The organism is Methylibium sp. (assembly GCF_965279545.1).
Taxonomy (GTDB): Bacteria; Pseudomonadota; Gammaproteobacteria; order Burkholderiales; family Burkholderiaceae_C; genus Methylibium.
The window spans coordinates 86,680-108,062 of the sequence record NZ_OZ257250.1; the positions used below are offsets into that span (position 1 = coordinate 86,680).

At 67.8% G+C, this 21,383-nt stretch carries 19 protein-coding genes; 10 read left to right on the forward strand and 9 right to left on the reverse strand.

The window, feature by feature from the left end; genetic code table 11:
- The first annotated feature begins 38 nt into the window (after positions 1–38).
- Positions 39–632, forward strand: a complete 594-nt coding sequence (locus tag ACQY9S_RS00415) for a hypothetical protein (protein ID WP_428422605.1) — start codon at positions 39–41, stop codon at positions 630–632.
- A gap of 81 nt (positions 633–713) precedes the next feature.
- On the opposite strand, the gene ACQY9S_RS00420 is transcribed toward ACQY9S_RS00415, so the two are convergent.
- The 9 genes from ACQY9S_RS00420 to ACQY9S_RS00460 all read right to left on the reverse strand — a co-directional run bounded on the left by ACQY9S_RS00420 (position 714) and on the right by ACQY9S_RS00460 (position 8,510).
- Positions 714–1,346, reverse strand: coding sequence for a protein phosphatase CheZ (locus ACQY9S_RS00420; protein WP_428422606.1), 633 nt, complete (start codon positions 1,344–1,346; stop codon positions 714–716).
- An 11-nt stretch (positions 1,347–1,357) separates the two neighbouring features.
- On the reverse strand, positions 1,358–1,753 hold the full coding sequence (gene cheY, locus ACQY9S_RS00425) for a chemotaxis response regulator CheY (protein WP_428422607.1): 396 nt from the start codon (positions 1,751–1,753) through the stop codon (positions 1,358–1,360).
- Positions 1,754–1,817: 64 nt separating this feature from the next.
- The gene (gene motB, locus ACQY9S_RS00430) at positions 1,818–2,780 is read right to left on the reverse strand and encodes a flagellar motor protein MotB (protein ID WP_428422608.1); all 963 of its coding nucleotides are present in this window, start codon (positions 2,778–2,780) and stop codon (positions 1,818–1,820) included.
- Between the two features lie 3 nt (positions 2,781–2,783).
- Positions 2,784–3,644 carry a flagellar motor stator protein MotA gene (motA, locus tag ACQY9S_RS00435; RefSeq protein ID WP_428422609.1) on the reverse strand — a complete coding sequence of 287 codons (861 nt, stop codon included), beginning with the start codon at positions 3,642–3,644 and terminating at the stop codon, positions 2,784–2,786.
- Between the two features lie 131 nt (positions 3,645–3,775).
- Positions 3,776–4,591 (reverse strand): class I SAM-dependent methyltransferase, encoded by an 816-nt coding sequence (locus ACQY9S_RS00440; RefSeq protein WP_428425529.1) that lies wholly within the window; start codon positions 4,589–4,591, stop codon positions 3,776–3,778.
- Positions 4,592–4,727: 136 nt separating this feature from the next.
- Positions 4,728–5,264, reverse strand: coding sequence for a flagellar transcriptional regulator FlhC (gene flhC, locus ACQY9S_RS00445; protein WP_428422610.1), 537 nt, complete (start codon positions 5,262–5,264; stop codon positions 4,728–4,730).
- Positions 5,265–5,379: 115 nt separating this feature from the next.
- Entirely contained in the window at positions 5,380–5,703 is a 324-nt protein-coding gene (gene flhD / locus ACQY9S_RS00450) for a flagellar transcriptional regulator FlhD (protein ID WP_428422611.1), read from the reverse strand.
- 298 nt (positions 5,704–6,001) lie between these two features.
- Positions 6,002–7,930, reverse strand: coding sequence for a tetratricopeptide repeat protein (locus ACQY9S_RS00455; RefSeq protein WP_428422612.1), 1,929 nt, complete (start codon positions 7,928–7,930; stop codon positions 6,002–6,004).
- Positions 7,931–7,964: 34 nt separating this feature from the next.
- Entirely contained in the window at positions 7,965–8,510 is a 546-nt protein-coding gene (locus ACQY9S_RS00460; protein WP_428422613.1) for a class I SAM-dependent methyltransferase, read from the reverse strand.
- Positions 8,511–8,940: 430 nt separating this feature from the next.
- Here ACQY9S_RS00460 and ACQY9S_RS00465 point away from each other — a divergent pair, with 430 nt between their 5' ends.
- The 9 genes from ACQY9S_RS00465 to ACQY9S_RS00505 all read left to right on the forward strand — a co-directional run bounded on the left by ACQY9S_RS00465 (position 8,941) and on the right by ACQY9S_RS00505 (position 21,372).
- The gene (locus ACQY9S_RS00465) at positions 8,941–9,801 is read left to right on the forward strand and encodes a flagellin (protein ID WP_428422614.1); all 861 of its coding nucleotides are present in this window, start codon (positions 8,941–8,943) and stop codon (positions 9,799–9,801) included.
- A 206-nt stretch (positions 9,802–10,007) separates the two neighbouring features.
- A complete protein-coding gene (locus ACQY9S_RS00470) occupies positions 10,008–10,871 on the forward strand; it encodes a flagellin (RefSeq protein ID WP_428422615.1) in 864 nt (287 codons plus the stop codon).
- Between the two features lie 175 nt (positions 10,872–11,046).
- On the forward strand, positions 11,047–12,495 hold the full coding sequence (fliD, locus tag ACQY9S_RS00475; protein WP_428422616.1) for a flagellar filament capping protein FliD: 1,449 nt from the start codon (positions 11,047–11,049) through the stop codon (positions 12,493–12,495).
- A 140-nt stretch (positions 12,496–12,635) separates the two neighbouring features.
- Positions 12,636–13,070: a flagellar export chaperone FliS gene (gene fliS / locus ACQY9S_RS00480; protein ID WP_428422617.1), complete on the forward strand. Its 435-nt coding sequence runs from the start codon at positions 12,636–12,638 to the stop codon at positions 13,068–13,070.
- 40 nt (positions 13,071–13,110) lie between these two features.
- Positions 13,111–13,410, forward strand: coding sequence for a flagellar protein FliT (locus ACQY9S_RS00485; protein ID WP_428422618.1), 300 nt, complete (start codon positions 13,111–13,113; stop codon positions 13,408–13,410).
- A 44-nt stretch (positions 13,411–13,454) separates the two neighbouring features.
- Positions 13,455–14,210, forward strand: coding sequence for a flagellar brake protein (locus tag ACQY9S_RS00490; protein WP_428422619.1), 756 nt, complete (start codon positions 13,455–13,457; stop codon positions 14,208–14,210).
- 193 nt (positions 14,211–14,403) lie between these two features.
- Complete coding sequence (locus tag ACQY9S_RS00495) at positions 14,404–17,622, forward strand: PAS domain S-box protein (protein WP_428422620.1); 3,219 nt, start codon at positions 14,404–14,406, stop codon at positions 17,620–17,622.
- Positions 17,619–18,098, forward strand: coding sequence for a response regulator (locus ACQY9S_RS00500; protein ID WP_428422621.1), 480 nt, complete (start codon positions 17,619–17,621; stop codon positions 18,096–18,098). The genes ACQY9S_RS00495 and ACQY9S_RS00500 overlap by 4 nt, the downstream gene beginning before the upstream one ends.
- 280 nt (positions 18,099–18,378) lie before the next feature.
- Positions 18,379–21,372: a response regulator gene (locus tag ACQY9S_RS00505; RefSeq protein ID WP_428422622.1), complete on the forward strand. Its 2,994-nt coding sequence runs from the start codon at positions 18,379–18,381 to the stop codon at positions 21,370–21,372.
- The last annotated feature ends 11 nt before the right edge of the window (positions 21,373–21,383 follow it).

Genomic DNA, 21,383 nt, shown 5'->3' on the forward strand with positions numbered 1-21,383 from the left:
GCCGATGCCGGAGCCGCCGTGACCGATTGCCGTTCGGGGTGTTGCGCGCCCTGCAATCGTGGGGTGTCCCGTCGCTGTCGATTCGCTACCTTATCGCCAAGGCAATTCATCGCCGGACAAGGAGCGCGGACATGGACACAGCAGCACGAGAACCGGGGTTCGATTTCGCGGCGCTCCGGGCCGTTGCCGGGGCATCTACCGTACTGGCCCTGCCGCGTGCCGCACTGCGGCAATTGAGCCCGTGCTTCACCCGCACCGGCGGCGCACTCGGCATCGACCTGACCGTGTTCGTCGCGCTGGCGCTGATGGCCTGGACCCTGCTGACGCCGTGGGGCGCACCGCTCGGCGACGGTGCTGGCTGGATGCTGACCTGTCTGGGCCTCTTCACCGCCTTCTGGTGCTCGATCGCGGCATCGGACTTCGATCGTTTTTGCACCCTGCGGCGGCGCTTCCTGGCGCTCGATCCACATCCCCGCAGCGCGCAGCTGGCAGAGCCTCCCCCGGGTTCCGATCGCGCGCAAGCCTCACCCGTCCTGCCACCGCTGCGTGTGCGCTCGGCCTACCGGCCGGCCCGCATGTCGCGGCCGCCGCCGTCCCGGTTGCTGTTGCGGGCGACCGGCCGCGGTCACTGAACTGCTGCGGCGGCTGCCGCAGCGTCGCCAAGTGCAACGGCGCGCCGAAGCGCGCCGTCGTGCCGGTGGACTGCCAGCGTCCTAGAAGCCGAGGCTGGCCAGCAGGTCGTCGACCTCGCCCTGGTTCTGCACCACGTCGGCCCGACCTTCGGGGTTGACGACCGGGCCGTTGAGGATCGTGCTCTCCACTTTTTGCGCCTGCTCGGGCGGTGCCGCCTGCACCAGCAGCTTGACGAGGCTGTCTTCGAGGTCGCTCGCCAGTGCGACCACCTTGGCGACGACCTGACCGGTCAGGTCGTGGAAGTCCTGCGCCATCATGATGTCGGTCAGGTGGGCGTCGATGCGCGCCGTCGCGGCCTCGACGTCGCCGACGAAGTTCATCACCGAGCCCGAGGCCACGGCCTTCACCGGGTCGGCGACGATGGCGCTGGCGATGCGCCGCGTCTCGGCCGCGATGCGTGCGTGCTCGAGCTTGGCGTGGTCGACCGAGTTCAGCACCTTGTCGGCGGCCGCGCCGGTCTTCTCGGCGATGTAGTTCAGGCGGCTGCGTGCGTCGGGCAGGCACTCGGCGGCCTGCTGCAGCTTGGGCGTGACGCCGAGCTGGGCCAGCGTGTCGTGCAGCTGGCGCGTGATCGCACCGAGCTGCTGAAATACCTCGGGCGAAGCGCTCGCCGCCGGCGGCGGGGCCAGCACGGCCGTATCGTCCATCTTCATGAGGCTGTCCTTCAGGCCGTGGCCGCGAGTTTTTGCATGATTTTCTGGACCTTCTCCTCGAGCGTGGCTTTGGTGAAGGGTTTGACGATGTAGCCGGCCGCACCGGTCTGTGCGGCGAGCACGATGTCTTCCTTGCGCGCCTCGGCGGTGACCATCAGCACGGGAATGTGCTTCAGGCTCTCGTCGGCCTTGACGGCCTTGAGCAGGTCGAAGCCGTTCATGTTGGGCATGTTGATGTCGCTGACCACGAAGTCGTACTTCGAGGTCTTCATCATCTGCAGCGCCACGGCACCGTCCTCGGCTTCGTCGGCATTGTTGTAGCCGATCTCCTTGAGCAGTCCGCGCACGATGCGGCGCATGGTCGAGAAGTCATCGACGATCAGGAATTTGAGGTCGGGGGTGCTCATGATCTGTGTCCTCGCGCGCTGTCGGTTCATGCCGCTCGAAGGCGGCCATCGGGGTCTGTACGGGTTATCGGGTGTCGGCCGGCGCACTTGAGGCCGCCGCCGCGAGTGCATTCGCGACCTCCAGCGCCGGCGGCTGGACATCGGCCTGCGTGGCCTGGTGGAAACGATCTTCTGCGTCGCGGTTCATCACGATGATGCTGATGCGGCGGTTGATCGGGTTGAGCGGTTGATCACGGTCGAACAGGCTGCTCGCGGCCAGGCCCTGCACGCGCAGCACCTTTTCGTCGGCCAGACCGCCGCTGATCAGTTCTCGGCGCGACGCATTGGCGCGGTCGGCCGACAGCTCCCAGTTGCTGTACCCGGCGGCGCCGGCGCTGAACGCCGCCGCGTCGGTGTGTCCTTCCAGCGTCAGCTTGTTCGGCACCTCGGCCAGCACGCCGCCGATGGTTCGCAGCAGTTCACGCATATAGGGTTGCACGATGGCCGATCCGGTCGCGAACATCGGACGGTTCTGCTCGTCGACGATCTGGATGCGCAGGCCGTCGGGCGTCATGTCGAAGCGGATCTGGGCCTTGAGTTCGCTCAGCCGCGGGTCGCTGGCCAGCTTGGACTCGACGCGGCCGCGCAACTGCTTCAGGGATTCGGCCTCGGCCGCGGCCTGCTGGGCACGCACCGCCTTGAGCGCCTGCAGCGTGTAGCTCTTGCGCTCGGCCTCGACGTCGCCGCGCTTGACCTGGCCGGTGCTGCGCGTCAGGTCCTGGCCGCCGCCCTTGACCACGCTCGACGAATCGCCGGAGCCCGATCCGCCCATCATCGCGACCTTGACCGGGTTGTTGAAATAGTCCTCGATGCCCTTGCGGTCGCCTTCGGTCGTGGAGCCGAGCAGCCACATCAGCAGGAAGAAGGCCATCATCGCCGTCACGAAGTCGGCATAGGCGATCTTCCACGCGCCGCCATGCGCACCGTGGCCGCCCTTCTTGATCTTCTTGACGATGATCGGCTGCAGCTTCTTCGCGTCACCGGCCATGGCTCACTTCTTTCCCTTGACGTGACCTTCGAGCTCGCTGAAGCTCGGGCGCTCGGTCGAGTACAGCGTCTTGCGGCCGAACTCCACCGCGATGGCGGGTGCATAGCCTTGCATGCTCGCAAGCAGCGTGGTCTTGATGCACTGCAGCTCCTTCGAGCCCTCGTCGTTCTTCTGCTCGAGCAGGCCGCCGAGCGGCTCGACGACCGCATAGGCCAGCAGGATGCCGAGGAAGGTGCCGACCAGCGCCGAGCCGATCATGCCGCCCAGCACGGCGGGCGGCTGGCCGACCGAGCCCATGGTGTTCACGACGCCCAGCACGGCCGCGACGATGCCGAAGGCCGGCAGCGCGCCGGCCAGGCGGCCGATCGCGGCGGCCGGGGCGTGCGCCTCGTGGTGGTGGGTCTCGATCTCGCTGTCCATCAGCGACTCGATCTCGTGCGGGTTCAGGTTGCCCGACACCATCATGCGCAGGTAGTCGGTGACGAACTCGACCACGTGGTGATCCGAGCCGACGGTGGCGTACTTCTTGAACAGCGCGGAGTTGTGGGGGTCCTCGACATCCTTCTCGATCGCCATCAGGCCTTCCTTGCGGGCCTTCTGCAGGATGTCGTAGAGCAGCGCCATCAGCTCCATGTAGCGCGCCTTGGTGTACTTGGAGCCCTTCAGCAGCGTCGGGATCGCCTTCAGCACGGCCTTCAGCGTCTTGGGCTGGTTGGCGACGACGAAGGCGCCCATCGCGCCGCCGCCGATGGCCATCATCTCGGTCGGGATCGCATGCAGGATCACTTCGATGTTGCCACCATGGATGATGTAGGCCCCAAAGATGCAACCCAGCGCGACGACGTAGCCGATGATGACGAACATGGTGAGAGGTCCGATTGAGACGCTGCAGGCCGGAAGGCTCGGCGGGTGGTTCTGACCGTATTTATCGGTCGCGTGTCACCGGACTTGAGGCACGGTGTGCTGGCGATCGAGCGCGCGGGTGCTTGTCGTACTTATCGGCGCTTGCTGCGCGTACTGTTGCGTGAACTGCGGGACCCGCGGCGCGGGGACTCGCCGGCTGCCACGAACGGCATGCGGTAGAGCCAGACCGCCCGGCCGTCGGCGCAGCGCAACACGGCCTGCGGCGCGATGTCGGGCGCTTCGAATTCGAGGCTCGCGAGCCAGGCGCCGTCTGTCAGCTCGCTGCGTGCCTTGGTCACGGCGCGCGGCAGGCTCTCCGGACGTTGAAAGAGATAGACCATCGAGCAGGCGCGCCAGTCGTCTGCCCACATGTCGCGGCGACGGACCGTGGCGCGGATCGGCGCGAGGCGGCAACGCAGACTGGCGGCCAGCGCCAGCGGCCAGCTCCATTCGACCCCCTCGAGCCGGGCAGAAGGGTAGGCCCGGCGCAGCGCCTCGAGACCGGCGCCGAGGCCGCAACCGGCATCGAGCACGGTCGCCCCCGTGGGCAGGGGCGCCAGTGTGCCCAGACCGTCGAGCGCGCGTGCCGGCGTCGGGAACAGCGGCGCATCGCGCCAGGTGTGCAGCGGATAGACCAGCAGCAGCAGACCCAGCGGCAGCAGCCAGGCCCAGCCGGGCAGGCTGGCCGCAGCGCCGCTGGCCAGCAGCGAGACCGGAAAGCCGACGGCGACGAGCAGGCTGCGCATGCGCGTCCTGCCCCAGGCGCCGAGGGCGACCCCGATGGCGGTGCCGCAACCGATGGCCAGCCACAGCGGCGCGGCGGTGGATTGCAGCAGCGCGAACGCGGCCCACGCCGCAGCCCACCCCAGCAGGGCCGGCAGCGGCCACAGCCGGTGCAGCGCGGGCAGGATGCCAAGGGCGGGCGACGCGGCGGTGGGCGTCGCGCAGAGGGGCAGGTCGGATGGCACGATCGGCGTCTTGCTCGACAGTGCGAGAGGTCCGGGTGGGGCGATTTCGGCCGGGCCCGACGGGCCCGTGTGCTGTTCAGTGCAGATGCAGCGCGCCAGCGGCCTTGCCCTTGCCGGCACGCGCCGGCGGGTTGCACAGGCCGCAAACGAAGTGCTTGCCGATCTCGTGCGGATGGGTCACGAAGTGGCCGCCGCACTTGGAGCATTCGGTCATCGTCAGCATGCCGTTGTCGATGAACTTCACCAGGCGCCAGGCGCGGGTGACGGACAGCAGCGCTTCCAGGCCCTGCGACTCGGTCTGCTCGAGGTAGAGGCGGTAGGCCTTGATCACGCTGTCGATCTCGTCGAGCGCGGCGGCCTTGTTCAGGTATTCATGGATGTTGAGGAACAGGCTGGCGTGGATGTTCGGCTGCCAGGTCATGAACCAGTCGGTGGAGAAGGGCAGTTGGCCCTTGCTCGGTGACTTGCCGGCCACTTCCTTGTACAGGCGCAGCAGGCGCTCGTAGGACAGATCGGTCTCCGACTCCAGCACTTGCAGGCGGGCGCCGAGCTGGATCAGCGTGACGGCACGTTCGATCTGCCTGGCTTCGGTAAGGATGCTCTTGTTGCGCATGGTGTCTGTCTCGCAGTGGTCGTCAGCGGGTGCCGGGCCGAGTGCCGGGCCGCTCCCAAGCCGGCCTGGCCCCCTCCCGGAGGGTGGCGCGGTATTCCGCGCCGGGTGTCGTCAGCTATGCGGCTTCCTGATGGCGACCGGCCATCAGGATGTTGGCGTGCAGGCGGCTGACGCTGTCGTTGGCGGCGCCCTTGCCGTGGTTGGTCAGCAGGCTCCACACCATGTCGTCGTCGACGCGCATGCGGCACAGCAGGGTGTTGCCGGAGGCGATCTTCATCATCTGCGCCGGGCTCAGCAGGCCGATCAGGTCGGCAGTCTCTTCCGAGATGCCGAGGCGGAACAGCGCCTGGTCGCGGTCGGCGCGGACCAGGCTTTGCGCGAGCATCAGGTACGACAGGTTGGCTTCGCGAATCTCGATCAGGATCTGTTCGGTGTTCATGCTGCTTCTCTCTGCGTCTGGATGTTCGGTTCGGATCAGGGGCTGGTTTGGGGCTTTGCTTTCGCGTTCACCGTGAATGAACTGTAGGCACAGTGTGGCGGCGCCTGAATAGGGGGTGCGCTGTCCGTGCTGTCCCTTTGCGCGGACATGGCTTGTCAGGCAACTTCCTACAAGCCTGCTGCCGGCGCGCAGGCCGGCACCGGGCGCGTACCGTCCAGTGCAGGGGTTGCGCGAGGAAGGAGCGCCGTCGCGGCGCTGCGCGCAGCGTCGCGGGTCCAGGCCGCGGCCTGGCGGCCGCTCAGGGCTGGCTGGCGAGCAGGTGGTCCGGCGGCAGGCCGGCACGGAAGCGCTGCACCATGCGCGCCAGCAAGTGTTCGAACTCGCGCACGTAGCGCTGGCTGTCGAACAGCGGCAGCGTCATGCGCTGCGTCTGGAGGTGGTTGCGATAGGTCTGCAGCAGCGCGGGGTCGCTGGCCAGAGCCAGGAGGGCCCGCTGGTAGTCGTCCACCGTCTCCACGGCCAGTTCGGCGATGCCGGCGGCATTGAGCACGCTGGCCGCCACGCGCGATGCGAAGCTGTTCTGGTAGAGCGTGACGACCGGTACACCCGCCCACAGCGCGTCGCTGGCGGTCGTGTGGGCGTTGTAAGGCCAGGTGTCGACGAACACGTCGGCCAGCGCCAGGCGGGAGAAATGCGCGTCGAACGCCACGTTCTGTGCAAACACGATGCGCTCCGGGGCGACACCTCGCGCCGCTGCCTCGGCGTGGACGCAGCTGCGCAGCTGACCGTTGGTCTCCTTGAGCCACAGCACCGCGTGAGGGATTTCACGCAGGACGGCGCACCAGGCGTCGAAGGCCTCCGGCAGGATCTTGTAGGTGTGGTTGAAGGCGCACATGACGAAGGCGTCGTCCGGCAAGCCCGCTTCTTGCCGCGTCATCGGCTGCGGCAGCGGCCGCCAGCGGCCGTTGGGCTGGAAGCACAGCGGCAGCTGGGCCAGCTTCTCGCTGTAGTGCCCCGCCAGTTCGATCGGCGTGACCAGCGGATCGCCGACGATGTAGTCGATGTAGTCGGCGCCGGTGCTGCCCGGGTAGCCGAGGAAGGCGGCCTGCACCGGGGCGGGCCGCTGCGCGAGGATCGCGAGCCGCTGCCCGCGCGTGTGGCCTTGCAGGTCGATCAGCAGGTCGATGCGGTCGCCGCGGATGCGCTCGGCGGCCTGCCGGTCGGTCAGGCCGCGCAGGTCGACGAAGTCGTCAGTCGCCGCCTTCAGCCGGTGGCGCACCCGGGAGTCGTCGTCGGGGCCGTGCGAATAGAGCACCAGGTCGAACTGCGACCGGTCGCGCTGCTCCAGCACCTCGACCAGCAGTTGCGACACCGGGTGCTCGTGGAAGTCGTAGGACAGGTAGCCGACGCGGATCCTCGCCCCCATGCGTTCGGCCGGCGCCACCGGCGCCAGCGGCGTGACGGCCAGCGCGGGCACCAAGGCCTCGCCACGCGCGGCCACCAGTAGCAGCGCCGGGTCGATGGGCAGCGACAGCAGACCGAACACCGTGGCGATGCGTGCCAGCCCGCTCGGTGCGGTCTGCAACTGCTGCGTCAGCGACGCGACGTCGGCGTCCAGGTCCTTCCAGTCGCAGATGTGCCGCTTCTCGTAGGACTCGTGCGACAGCGCCTGCAGGTTCTGCGGCTTGAGCGCGAGCACGGTCTTCAGGCACTCCACCGCTTCGCGTTTCAGGCCCAGGTCGCGGAACGAGGTGGACATCATCGCGTGCGCCTGCACGTGGTCGGGCTTCAGCGCGGCCGCTTCGAGGAACTTGCCGATCGCCTCCGTGTGGCGCCTCAGCGCCTGCAGCATGGCGCCGTGGTTCACGAGCAGATCGCAATCTCGCACGCCGCTGCGCTCGAGCCGCTCGTAGACAGCCACCGCGTCGGCGTAGCGGTGGGCCTGCAGGTGGCAGTCGGCCGTGATCTGGAGCGCGAGCGCATGCTCGGGTTCGAGGTCCAGCGCACGCGCTGCACTGGCGACCGCCTGGACGGTGTCGCCGCTGCGCCGGTAGGCGTTGGCCAGATTGACCCAGTAGACGACGTCCTTCGGCGCCTCGCGGGTGGCGTGCTCGAAGGCTTCGATCGCTCCGCGCCAGTCGGAGCGTGAGGTGAGATCCACGCCGCGCTGCCAGTGGGCGTGGCCCGCCGGTGCGCGTCGGGAAAGCTGGGTCTGGGCGTGGTGCATGGTGTCCGTGCCGATCGTGTGTCGTGGGTGAGGTTCAGCGGGGGGTGCTGGCCGTCTGCGGCTTGCGCGCGGTCATGCTCAGGCTGATCAGGGTGTCAGCGACCGTGGTCTCGCTGGTGTCGTTGAACAGGCCGTGCCGCATCACGCGCTCGGGCGTGACGAAGCCGGCCTGGCTCAGGAAGGCGCTCAGGAACTCCTGATTCAGGCCGACCAGGTGGTAGTCGTGGGCGTCCATGTGCCCGCCGAAGATCATGCGCATCACCAGGAAGCGCTGGTTCACGTCCAGCTGGTGCTTTTGCAACAGCAGGTGAGCCAGGATGTCGATGTCGGGCACGCTCACCCGCAACACGCCGCCGGGGCGCAGCACGCGGCACCATTCGGTGAGCGTCCTGAGCAGCTCGTCCTTGTAGTCGAAGTGCTCGACCACGTGGGAGGCGTAGATCTCGTCGAAGCTGCCTTGCGGGAAGCGGCTCAGGTCGTTGGCGTTGCCGACGTGGTCGACATGGGGGCCGGGGAACACATCGAGGATCTCCCAGCCGGGCGCCACTTGCCGGCCGCCGATATGCAGCTTGCGTTCCATGGGGGATGTCTTTCCTTCTGTCGTGAGCCGGCCTTTGCCAGCTGGGTCCGGCGATGATTCCTCACCCGGGGGGCGTCCAGCGCCTGAATAGAAGGGGCTTGCGCGGCCTTTTCCGCCGTGCGTGCTGCGCGGCCGTGAAAAATTTTCGAGAAATCTCTAAAGCCGCCGGCCGGCCTGACGAAATTGCCCTCAACGAGCTCCAGATTCCAGGGGGCAAGTGGTCCGGGCCGACAGCCCGCCGTGATGCAAGGTCTCCAGGAGGGAGCCGCAGGACGGCAGTCGTCGTACCGGGCAGGTTCTGCGGATATCGGCCACCAAGCCGGCATTTGCAGGGTGATGCAGCAAGGCGCAGCAAACCAAATGCGAGGCCCGACTGCTCGGTCCCTTTTAGGCGAAAGCCTGTGCTTATTCAACTGATAGGAGAGCTGCCATGCCCCTGACCATCAATACCAACCTGATCTCGATGAACTCCCAGCGCAACTTGTCGTCTTCGCAAAGCGCGCTGGCCACCTCGATGCAACGCCTGTCATCCGGCCTGCGCGTCAACAGCGCCAAGGACGACGCCGCCGGCCTGGCGATCGCCGAACGCATGAACGCTCAAGTGCGTGGCATGAACGTGGCGATCCGCAACTCCAACGACGGCATCTCGCTGGCGCAAACCGCTGAAGGCGCGCTCGGCAAGGTCGGCGACATGCTGCAACGCATGCGTGAACTCGCCGTGCAGGCGGCCAACGGCACCAACACCTCGGCCGACCGCACCAGCCTGAACGACGAGTACCAGCAGCTGGCTGCTGAATCGGCGCGTACGCTCGGCGGCACCCAGTTCAACGGCCAGAACATCCTGGCGACGACGGTGACCTCGACCTTCCAGGTGGGCGCCAACACGTCGGCCACGCTGGACCAGATCTCGGTCGCCGCCTTCAACTGGACGAGCGTTGCCGCCATCACCACGGCGATCGGTGCAGCGGTCGGTACGGCTCCGACCACGGCGATCGCCGGCACGGACGGCAGCTTCGCGACGGCAGCGATCACGGCGATCGACGCCGCGCTGACCTCGGTCAACAGCCAGCGCGGCACCTTCGGTGCGGTGCAGAACCGCTTCGAGTCGGTCGTCAGCAACCTGATGATCTCGGCCGAGAACCAGACTGCGGCTCGCTCGCGCATCATGGACGCCGACTACGCGTCCGAGACCGCAAGCCTCTCGCGCGCCCAGATCCTGCAGCAGGCCGGCAACGCGATGATCTCGCAAGCCAACCAGCTGCCGCAGCAAGTGCTGTCGCTGTTGCGCTGATCCTCCACCGGCAGCCTGGCTGCCGATTCCAAGGCCTGCCGCTCGGCAGGCCTTTCTCATTGGCGGCCACGATTTGGGTGGCTTTGCGGGTGTTTCTCGGCCAATCGACCCCTGGGGTGCAGCACTACGCTTCGTCCCATTGCAACGGTCATCCCGGCGGCCCCTGCCGGACCGAGTTCATCCATTGATCCGAAAGGAGTGCCGCCATGCCTCAAACCATCAACACCAATCTGGTGTCGCTGAATGCTCAGCGAAACCTGACCTCCACCCAGTCGTCGCTGGCGACAGCGATGCAGCGCCTGTCCTCGGGTCTGCGCGTCAACTCCGCCAAGGACGACGCCGCTGGTCTGGCGATTGCCGAGCGCATGAACACCCAGATCCGCGGCATGAACGTGGCCATGCGCAATGCCAACGATGGCATCTCGATGGCCCAGGTCGGTGAAGGCGCGCTCGGCAAGGTGAGCGACATGCTGCAGCGCATGCGTGAACTCGCCGTGCAGGCAGCCAACGGCACCAACACCCAGGCCGACCGCACCAGCCTGAACGACGAGTACCTGCAGCTGGCCCGCGAGTCGGCGCGCACGCTCGGCGGCACCCAGTTCAACGGCCAGAACATCCTGGCCACGACCAACACCTCGACCTTCCAGATCGGCGCCAATACGGTGGCCGGCGTCGACACGCTGTCGGTCGCGGCTTTCAACTGGACCAGCGTGGCCTCCATCACGACGGCGGTCGGTGTGGCCGTGGGCACCGATCCGACGACGGCCATCGCCGGCACCGACGGCAGCTTCGCGCTGGCCGCCATCAATGCCATCGACGCGGCGCTGACCGGTGTGAACAGCCAGCGCGCCACCTTCGGTGCGGTGCAGAATCGCTTCGAGTCGGTGGTGTCGAACCTGATGGTGGCGACCGAGAACCAGGCGGCTGCCCGCAGCCGGATCATGGACGCCGACTACGCCGCCGAAACCGCCGCGCTGTCGCGCGCGCAGATCCTGCAGCAGGCCGGCAACGCCATGGTCGCGCAGGCCAACCAGCTGCCGTCGCAGGTGCTGACGCTGCTCAAGGGCTGAAGCCAAACGCTCGCAAACCCGGGCGCCGCCGAGCCGGCGCCTTAAGTTTTGCGGCGAACAGCCGAAGTGCCATGGAAGGCGCAGCGCACCCTGTGACGTGCCCTGCCTCGCCCTGCGCTGCGCCACCGTGCGGGGCGGGGGCTCAATTGTCGTGAACAGGACCTAGGAGTTCCGCATGGCGTCAATCACCTCGCTCGGCATCGGCAGCGGCTTGGACATCAACTCCATCGTGACGCAGCTCGTCGCGCTGGAGCGCGAGCCGCTCAAGCAGATGCAGACCGACGCGAGCACGCTGCAGACCAAGGTGTCCTCCTACGGCAAGATCCAGAGTCTCTTCTCGGCCGTTCAGGATGCCAGCAACAAGCTGTCGGGGTCGGCGCTGTGGACCCAGGTGAGCGCGAAGTCTGCCGATACCACTGCCATGGCGGTGACGGCGACCGGCGCTGCCGCCACCGGGAGCTACGCGGTCAGCGTTCAGGCGCTGGCCACCAGCCAGAGTGTCGTGAGCGGCGCACGATTCGCCAACACCACCGACCTGGTCGGCTCCGGCACGCTCAACGTCGAACTGGGCGCCTGGGATACCGGGCGGACCGCGTTCACCGCCAAGGCCGGCGCCACGCCTCTCGCGATCACCGTGACGGCGACCGACACGCTGGGCACGCTGCGCGACAAGATCAACGCCGCCGGCGCCGGCGTCTCGGCCTCCATCGTGACGGACGCCTCGGGCTCGCGGCTGGCCATTCGGTCCAGTGACACCGGCCTGGAGAATGGGTTCCGCATTACCGCGGCCGACGACGACGGCGGCAACACCGACGCGGCCGGCCTGTCTCGCTTCGCCTACGATCCCACCACGGGCGCGGCGCAGATGCTGCATTCGCAGGCGGGCGCGAACGCGCTCGCGACGATCAATGGCATCGAGGTCACCTCCGCGACCAACGTGCTGAGCGGCGCGGTCGACGGATTGACCATTCAGCTCGGCAAGGTCACAACGGGCCCGGTGGACGTGTCGGTCAGCAGCGATACCGATGCCATCAACAAGGCCATCACCGATTTCGCGAAGGCCTACAGCGACCTGTCCACCTACCTGGGCGACCAGACCAAGTACGACGCTGCGAGCAAGACCGGCGGTCCGTTGCAGGGCGACAGCACGGCAACCGGCCTGCAGGGGCGCCTGCGTTCGGTGCTCAACTCGCCCTCCGGCGCCTCGGCCAGCTTCCCGCGGCTGTCCGACCTGGGACTCGAGCTCCAGCGCAATGGCACGCTGCAGGTCAACCAGACCAAAGTCACTGCCGCGCTCTCCAATCTGAAGGAGACGAAGAAGGCCTTCAGCAACTACGACACGCTGGATGCCACCAACAACGGATTCGCCAAGCGCTACGCACTGTTGGCCACCTCGATCCTCGGCGCCGATGGCGCCATCACCACGCGTACCGAGGGCTTGCGCAAGCAGATCACCAACAACACCGAGAATCAGGCCCGCCTGAATGACCGTGTGGATCTGTACCAGCAGCGCCTGGTCCAGCAGTACAGCGCGATGGATGCGAACATGTCCAAGCTCAATGCGCTGAGCAGCTACGTGACGCAGCAACTCGCCGGGCTCACTTCGTCGAGCAGCAGCAAGTGACGCGCGGCTGAGGCCGCCTGCGGGCCGGCGCCGCCAGCCTGCCGATGCCGCGCGGCATCGACCACCCGATCGAGGGGGGGGGACTCAAGTCGCCAGACAGTTTGCCGATATTTCTGGCATCCCCGAAACGAAAGCGCGCGATGTTCACACCTCCCACGACGAACCGTTCCCAAGGCTTCAGTTCGCGCAGCAGCATGTACCACCTTGTCGGCGTCGAGACCCGGGTCAGCACCGCCGGTCCGCATCAGCTCGTGGGCCTGCTGTTCGACGCGCTCCTCGATGCCATCGCACAGGCGCGCGGCGCGCTGCAGGCGGGCAATGTCGAGCTCAAGGGGCGCAGCATCGGCCGCGCGGTTCGCATCGTCGATGAGGGCCTGAAGGCCGGTCTCAACCTGGACGCCGGTGGCGAGCTGGCGTCCAACCTCCATGCCCTGTATGGCTACATCTGCTCCCGCCTGACGCACGTGAACCTGCACAACGACGAGGTGGCGCTGGCCGAGTGCGTCCGTCTGGTCGAGCCGCTGCGTTCGGCGTGGCAGAGCATCGGCGGCGCGGTCGAAGACTCCCGCTACTGAACGATCTTCCGACGAACCCCATCACCTTCTAGGCGGCCTTATGCAAGCGGCACTCCTGAACTATTACGAAGCCATCGAGCGGGCCAGCGAGCAGATGCTCGAAGCCGCCCGTGGCGGCAACTGGGACCAGGTCGTCAAGCTCGAAGGCGCTTGCGCGCTGCTGATCTCGCAGCTCAAGCAGGCAGCCGCGACCCGGGAGCTGGGCGCCGACGAGCGCCAGCTCAAGAGCCGCATCATGAAGCGCATCCTCACGAACGATGCCGAGGTGCGCACACTCGCGGAGCCTTGGCTCGAAGACCTCGATCGCCTGCTCGCCGGCAGGCCGAAAATGCTGCACTGACCGGCAGCGAACGAACCCCGACCTCAGACGAGAGAACGCGAGCGATGGAAACCCTGCCGATGCCGCTGGAGGCCATGGGCGGATCGCCGGCCGGCCTGGGCGAGTTCCGCGTCGGTTCGCCGGCCGAAGTGCTGAGCCTGCTCAAGCAATGCGCCGACGGCAATGTGCTGTTGAGCCTGAGTTCGCCGGAGGGCGGCAGCTACACGACCACCGTGTGGGCGCTCGACCCCGCACGCGGCCTGCTGTGTCTGAGCGCCGACGGTGACGACATCAAGCTGCAGCGCCTGCTCGAGAGCGACGAAGTGGTTGCGGTGGGTTACCTCGACAGCGTCAAGCTGCAGTTCGACCTGCACGACCTGGTGCTGGTGCACAGCGGCCGTGCCAGCGCACTGAACACACGCTTTCCGCGCGAGGTCTACCGCTTCCAGCGTCGCGGCAGCTACCGCGTGCGCCCGATGCTCAATACCAGCCCGACGGCCACGCTGCGCCACCCGGCGATGCCCGACATGCAGCTGGCGTTGCGTGTGCTCGACGTCAGCATTGGCGGCGTGGCGCTGTTCCTGCCCGACGACGTGCCGCCGATCGAGCCCGGGGTGCAGCTCGCGCGAGTGCAGGTCGACCTGGACGGCGACACGCGGCTGCACAGCGGATTGATCGTCCATCACGTCACGCTGCTGCATCACGAGTCCAGGGGCGCACGGCTCGGCTGCGAGATGCTCAACCTCGGCGGCGAGGGCGAGCGGGCCTTGCAGCGCTACATCGATCAGACGCAAAAGCGGCGCCGGCTCCTTTCGCTCTGAGGCGCCGCAGACGGTCCGGCCCGGTGCGCCGACCGCCATCCCCCGATCCGGCGGCTCGCACCCCCGGGTGTTAGCCCCCCTTGACCGTACACTGCAGTCCAGACACGCTGGGCATCACCGCCCGCATGAGCAGTTGCTGTCCGAGCCTGTGCCTTTGGTCACTCCCACTGCCCTTCCTTTCTCGTCGCCGCAGGTGAGCGCCGCCGACGCGGTGGTGTTGTGGCATGGCTTTCTCGACACGCTGACCGATCCGCTGCTGATGCTGGACGGGCAGGGGCGTGTGCGGTTCGCGAACACCCCCGCACTGCGCCTGTATCCGTTCGAGCCGGGCATGCCGCTGGAAGACCTGCCTCCGGTGGTCGACGCCGGGCTGGTGTCCTGGGTGCAGGACGTGCTGGAGGGGCGTGCCGACGAACTCCTGAGCAGTTTCCCCGATGCGGCGCTCAGCCAGCTCAGCGCGCAACGCTGGGCGCTTCGCCTGCCTGCGCCGGGGCGACGCGAGCGCGGGCCGAACGCCATGCAAGCCGGTGTGCAACCGCTTGCCGAAGTGAGGCAGCTCTACTGGAACTCGCCGTTCCCGGCCACGCTGGAAGACGAGAACTACCGTATCGTCGACGTCAACCAGGCCTTCGTCGACTACACCGGCTGGTCGCGCAGCCGCCTGGTCGGGATGGACGCGCTCGCGCTGGTGCCGCTCGAGGATCACGCGCTGTGGGAGTCGACCCGGCAGCAACTGCCCGCCGACCATGACGGCTCCGAGCTTCCCGCCCTCGTGGAGCGTCGCCTGATCGATGTGCAGGGCCGCGATCGCTGGTACCGCGGCGCACAGCGCCATGTTGCCGATGCCGATGGCCGGGTGCTGCGCCTGTCGGTGATGCAGGACTGCACCGCCGAACACGCCGCGCGTGAACGTGCCGAGCGCTCGCTGAGCGAGCTCGACCAATGGTTCGAGCTGAGCCCGGTCGGCATGCTGGCCTTCGACGGTGCGGGCCTGGTCCTGCGCAGCAACGCCGTGTTCGAGACGCTCGTGGGTCGCGTGCCGGTGTTGCTGAGCGAGGCGCCGCAGAGCTTGAACGATCTGCTGGGCTGGCACGGCCCGCGCAGCCTCGCTGAGCTGCTGCCAGGCGGTGAAGCGGCCGAGCGGCGTGGCTGGGTCGCTGCATTGCCGGGGGCGCGCTCGCGGTCCCCGCGCCATTTGCGGGCGAGGGTGCGCTGCACCGATGCCGTCAGTGGCAGCGAGCCGCGCTACATCGCCGTGATCGAGGACCTGAGCGTCGAGCAGGCGCTCGACCTGGCACAGGCCCAGCTCGGCGCACTGGTCGACGCCGCCGGCGTCGGTGTGGCGCTGGACAGCGTGGGGCGGGATCTGGTGCTGCCCGACTCCCTGCCCGAGTTCGAGCGCCTGCAGCGAGCCCTGCGCGGCGGCGAGGCGGCCCAGGCACGCTACGCCATCCGCCACCCTGAGCTGGGAATGCGGTGGCTGCTGACCCGCGTCGCGGCGCGGCCGCAGGGCGGCGGCGAGGCATCGGTGGTCACGCTCGACGTCACCGAGCAGGAGCGCAGCCGCACCCGCAGCGAGGAGTTGCTGCGCGAGCTGAGCAGCATTCTCGAGAGCTCGAGTGCCGGTATCGCCTACCTGCGCGGCAACACGCTGGTGCGTTGCAATCGCAGCTTCGAGCGCATGCTCGGCATGAGTGCCGGTGCGGTGGCAGGGTGCAGCGTGCGCGAGCTGTTCGCCGGCCAACCGCAGGCCCGGCTCGTGGCCGAGGATGCCGAGCTCGCGCTGCTCGAGTCCGGTGTCTACGAAACGGAGATCGAGATCGTGCTGCCGCAGCGCGGACCACATTGGGTGTCGCTGGCGGCCCGGCGCATCGGCGCCCCCGGGCCGGGTGCCGAAGTGGTGGCGGTGCTGTCGGACATCACCCGCCTCAAGCGCCAGCAGGCGCAGCTGGAGCGTCTGGCCGACGAGCGCGAGCGCACCGAATCGGCGATGACGCAGCAGGCGGAGCTCACGCGGGCGATCCTCGATTCGGTGTTCGTCGGCATCGTCACCGTGGGGCTCGGCGGCATCGAGTGGATGAACCGCTCGGCGCGGCGCATGTTCGGCGGGGACCTGGCCGATTTCCAGCACCAGCCGCTGTCCTGCGTCGCGACCGCCGATCCGCAGCATCCATTCCGCCATGCACTGACCCAGCTCGAGGCGCCGGGTCTGCGGTCCGAGATACCCAGCAGCAGCTTCGAATGCCGCGTGCAAGCGCGTGACGGCCGCGCGTTCTGGGTGGTGGGCAACGTGGTCTCTACCGGAGAGGCCGAGCAACCTCAGCTCACGTACGCGCTGCTCGACATCGACCGTCGCCGCCGGGCCGAGGCCCGCAGTGCGCAGGCGCAGGCCTCGTTGCAGCGCGTCATCGATCTGGCGCCGCTGGCCATCGCGTTGTTCGATGCCGCCACTGGCGAGTTGCGGCAAGTCAACCCGCTGGCCGCCGCGGTGGCAGGCCAGCCCGGCGAAGCGCTGGTCGGCCGTCGCCCCGAAGAACTGCAGCTGCTGGTCGATGGCCAGTCGATCCGCGCCGACCTGCAGGCCGCGCTCGAGGCCGGCGACCGTGGCGAGGTCACGCTGCGCGAGTACCGCTTCGAGCGCGAGGGGCGCGAGCAGGTCTGGGAGGCGCGTTTCTTGCCGCTCGGGCAGCCCGGTGAGCCGCCCGACGAGGTGCTGCTGGTGGCGGTCGACGTGACCGAGCAGCGTGCGGCCCAGGCGGCCCGCCTCGAGGCCGCGATCGCGCAGCGCGACATGCTGGTCAAGGAGGTGCACCACCGGATCAAGAACAACCTGCAGGGCGTGGCCGGACTGCTCGCCCAGATTGCGCAGCGGCAGCCCGAGGTGGCGCCGGCGATCCATGAGGCGGCGGCCCAGGTGCAGGCGATCGCGCAGGTCTACGGTCTGCAGGTCGGCTCGCAGGGGCCGGTGCAACTGGCGAGCCTCGTGAGCGCGATCGCGGCGAGCCTGCAGCGCGGCAGCGGCCGGACCATTGTGGTGAGCCTGCCGGCACACGACGCACCGAGCTGGGCCCTGCCCGAAGCCGAGGCGATTCCCATTGCACTGACGCTCAACGAGCTGCTGGGCAACGCGCTGAAGCATGGCAGCGGCACCGTCGAGTGCAGTCTTGTCAGCCAGGTCGAGGAAGCGCGTATCGAAGTTCGCAACGAGGGCCGACTGCCGGAGGGCTTCAGCCTCGACCGGGTCGCGGCCGGTGTCTACGGCCTGGGCCTGGTGCGTGCGCTGCTGCCGCGGCGCAGCGCCTCGTTCAGCCTCGCCGCCGAGGCCAGCGGCGTGCTGGCCTGCGTGAGTCTGCGTCCTCCAGGCCTCGCGCGCCTGGATACTCTGTCGGCCCGGGTCGGCGCACCGTCATGATCGAGACGGGTGCCGATGCGGTCTTCATTCAGAATGCCGTTCAGGCGCAAGAACAAACAGGGGATTTTTTGGGCAGCAAGGGCAAGATCCTCGTCGTAGACGACGACCGGCTGGTACTGGCGACTCTGACGCATGGCCTCTTGCAGGCCGGCTACGAGATCATCGACGCCGACAACGGCGACGACGCCATCCTCGAGGCAGACATGCACCGGCCCGACCTGGCGTTGCTCGACATTCGAATGGAAGGCAAGAGCGGGTTCGATGTCGCCGCCCACCTGCGTGAGCACGGCAATGTGCCCTTCATTTTCCTGTCGGCCTTCTCGGACGCGGCGACGGTGGCGCAGGTCAAGGCGCTCGGTGCGCTCGATCACCTGATCAAGCCGGTCGACATGTGGCAGATCGTGCCGGCGGTCGAGGCCGCCTTCGAGCGGTTGTGCTCGAAGGAGGAACTGCAGCCGGCGCCGTCGACACCGTGAACCAGGCGGCTGCCTTGGCGTCGGTCGCGTCGGGCCGGCAACGTGAAGACGAAGCGAGCACTGCGGTCGACTTCGGCTTCGTGGGTCATCGCTGCAATGGAGTTCTGGCACAAGCCAGTCCGACACCCCCAAAAGCGGGGGGTGCACATGCACCTTTGCGTGCATGCCCGTGCCGCGCCACACTTGTCACCATGCGAATTCACTCGAACGCCTCGAGCTGTGGGCCGTGGCTTGGTGCTCGCGTGCTGGCGCACAGGGGCGTCTTGTTGTCGGGCTGTCGATGAGCGAGCATGCCGACTCCCAGTTCGAGCGGGTGGCGACGGAAGCACGTGCCGCGGTCGACCGCAGGCTGCTGAGGCCGCTGCGCGACCTGGCGGTGGCGCGCAAGCTCGCGCTGATCGTGTTCCTGCTGGTGGCGGTGGTTGTCGGCCTCGTCTCCCTGAGCAAGCTCAGCTCCGACATCCTGTCCGGCGTGCGTGCCTATGTCGCCGGTGACGGCCTCTGGGCCAAAGGGAACCGCGACGCGGTGTTCTACCTGGTTCGCTATGCGCAGAGCCACGACGAAGCCGACTACCGTCAGTACGGCGCAGCCGTGGCCGTCACGCTCGGTGACCGGCAGGCCCGTTTGGAGCTCGAGAAGCCCAATTTCGACTACCAGGTGGCGTATGCGGGTTTCCTGGCGGGGCGCAATCACCCTGATGACATCGACAGCCTGATCTGGTTGTTTCGCACCTTCCGTCGGCTCAGCTACATGGACCGTGCGATCGCGCTGTGGTCGCGGGGCGACGAAGAGATGGCCTTGCTGCGTGGCTACGGAGACACCATCCGCGCACAAGTGCTGAACGACAGCCTGAGTCCGGCCCATGCTGCCTTGCTGGTGTCAGAGATCGAGGTGCTCAACCGCCGACTGGTGCCGATCGAAGATGCGTTCTCGGCCGTGCTGGGCGAGGCCAGCCGTTGGATCGCCGGGCTGCTGTTCGCCGTGATGCTGGTCGCGGCCTGCAGCCTGCTGGCGCTGGGCCTGCTGGTCGCCAGCTACCTGACGCGGCGCATCAACCGCCAGATCGACGGACTGCGCGAGGGCGCGCTGCGCATCGCGGACGACGATTTCGAAGAGCCGGTGGAGATCGTTTCGGACGACGAACTGGGGCGGCTCGCTGGCACGTTCAACAGCATGCAGGCCAGGCTGCATCTGCACCGCAGTGACATTGAAGCCGGTGCGGCCGAGTTGCAGCAGGCCACCGCCGCCGCGCAGGCGCTGGCGCTGCAGGCAGAGACCGCCAGCCAGGCCAAGAGCCAGTTCATGGCCACGATGAGTCACGAGATCCGCACGCCGATGAACGGCGTGCTCGGCATGACCGAGTTGCTGCTGGGAACGTCGCTCGACTCGCGCCAGCGGCGCTTCGCCCAGGCGGTGTACCGTTCCGGCGAAAGCCTGCTGGAAATCATCAATGACATCCTCGATTTTTCGAAGATAGAAGCCGGCAAGCTCGAGCTGGCACCGGCCGACTTCACGCCGCGGGCCCTCGTCGAGGATGTGCTGGAGCTGCTGGCGCCGCGCGCCCAGGAGCGCGGGCTCGAGTTGAGCTTTCGCGAGGAGCCCGGTCTGCCGCCAGCCTTGCACGGTGATGCACTGCGGCTGCGCCAGGTGCTCACGAATCTGGTCGCGAATGCGATCAAGTTCACCGAGCATGGCGAGGTGGTCGTCGAACTGCGCCATACCGAGCCGACGGGCAGAGAGGCTGCCGACGCGGCCGATGGCCGGCTGTGGGTCGAGCTGTGCGTGCGCGACACCGGGATCGGCATCCCTGCCGAGGCGTTGTCGAGGCTCTTCACCGCGTTCAGTCAGGCCAGCAGCGGCATGGCACGACGCTATGGGGGCACCGGTCTGGGGCTGGCGATCTCGCGCCAGCTGGTCGAACTGATGTCCGGGACGATCACGGTCGAGAGCCAGCCGGGCGTCGGCTCCAGGTTCTGTGTGCGTCTGCCGCTGTCGCCTGCATCGAGCGAGGCCGAGGTCGACATGCTCGATCTGCACGATATGCCCGCGCTGCGCGTGCTGGTCGTCGACGACAACGAGACCAACCGCACGGTGCTCGAGAACCTGCTCGGCGCCTGGGGCATGGAAGTGATGCTGGCCGCCGACGGCATGTACGCGCTCGAACTGCTCTACGCCGAACGCGAAGCGGGTCGTTGCTTCGATGTCGCGCTGATCGACATGCAGATGCCCCGCCTGGACGGGCTGCTGCTGGCGCGGCAGCTTTCGGCGGACCCCTACTTCGCCGACATGAAACTGATCATGTTGTCCTCGGTCAGCTCGCCCGACGACGCGAAGCGGGCGCAGGCGGCGGGCTTCAAGCGCTTTGTCAACAAGCCAGTGCGCAAGACGGAATTGCGCCAGGCGATCCTGGGCGTGTCGGGCGCCGCCGCGCAGGCCGGCGGCTCGGCGCGCAAGATCGCCGCCCGTATCCTCGTGGTCGAGGACAATCCGGTGAATCAGGAAGTCATCGGACAGATGCTGCGTCATTTCGGTTGCCGCGTGCAGCTGGCCTCCTCTGCGCTGGAGGGGCTGCGTGCGCTGTGCGCCGAACATTTCGACCTGATCATGATGGACATCCAGATGCCGGGGATGGATGGTGTCGAGGCGCTGGGCTGGTTCCGCCGCGGCCCCGGGGACCGGTTCGCTTTCCGCACGCCGCCCAACACCCCCGTGGTCGCGGTGACCGCCAACGCACTCGGCGGCGACCGTGAACGCTTTCTGGGCCTTGGATTCGACGACTACCTCTCCAAACCCTTCCGGCAAAGCCAGTTGCACACCATGCTGTCACAACGCCTGAATATTCCCGATACCGCGGCTGGCGAATTGGCGCCGGCCGGCAACGACGTGCCACTTCAGGCGCCGCCGCCGACGCGGTCGGCCGACGCGCTGGACGCGCAGGCCTTGCAGCGCCTGCGTGACCTCGACCCCACCGGCGCCAACCACCTGCTCGAGCGCGTCGTGCAGGCTTTCGAGACTTCCACCGGGCGTTTGCTGCCACAGCTCGACGAGGCCCAGGCCGCGGGTGACCTGGACGGCGTGAAGCATGTCGCCCATACCCTGAAATCCTCGTCGGCGAGCATCGGAGCGCTCAAGTTGTCTGCCCTGTGTGCCGACATCGAAGGCATGATTCGCAATAACGAGGTGCAGGCCCTGGGTCCGCGCATCGCGGCGCTACGCGCCGAGATCGCGTCGGTACGTGGCAGCCTGCGTGCCCAGTTGTTGCCCGCCGCCTGACCTTGGGTCTC